Below are 655 nucleotides of genomic sequence, written 5' to 3' on the forward strand. Positions count from 1 at the left end.
GCGGACGCACCACGCCCAGCTGGGCGCGGCGCCCGTCCGAGGACGACGGCGGCGGGCCCGGCGAGCCGGCCCTGCTGCGCGAAACGGAGGAGCGGTGAGCGGGTCCATGGCCGAAGCGGCGGACGGCACGGCCGGCGCCCCCGTCCGGGTGCTCTGGCTGGCCAAGGGCCTCGGGCGCGGCGGAGCCGAGCAACTGCTCCTCAACTGCGCCCGTCACGCGGACCGTTCGCGCTACCGCGTCGAGGTCGCCTATGTGCTGCCGTGGAAGGACGCGCTCGCCCCGGCGCTCACCGAGGCCGGGGTGACCGTGCACTGCCTGGGCGGCGTCCCCGGTACCCCGGGGCGGGCCGACCCGCGCTGGCCGCTGCGGCTGCGCGCGCTGCTCGCCGCCCGCCGGTACGCCCTGGTGCACACCCACATGCCCGTCCCCGCCGCCGCCGCCCGGCTGCTCGCCCCCACCCTCGCGGGGGCCGCGCCCCGGCTGGTGCACACCGAGCACAACGTCTGGGAGCGCTACCGGGCGGCCACCCGCTGGGCCAACGCGCTGACCTACCGCCGCAACGACGCGGTGGTCGCCGTCTCGCACGCCGTCGCCCGGAGCATCCCGCCCGGCCGGCGCCGTCCCGGCGACTGGGTCACCGTGGTGCACCACGGC

1 protein-coding gene is annotated in these 655 nt (G+C 78.9%); it reads left to right on the plus strand.

The genetic code is table 11. The features are described from left to right. Positions 1–94: 94 nt before the first annotated feature. On the plus strand, positions 95–655 hold a 561-nt coding region (locus ABD308_RS31585), incomplete at its 3' end, for a glycosyltransferase (protein WP_344342660.1).

It is taken from the genome of Kitasatospora putterlickiae (assembly GCF_039527695.1).
GTDB lineage: Bacteria > Actinomycetota > Actinomycetes > Streptomycetales > Streptomycetaceae > Kitasatospora > Kitasatospora putterlickiae.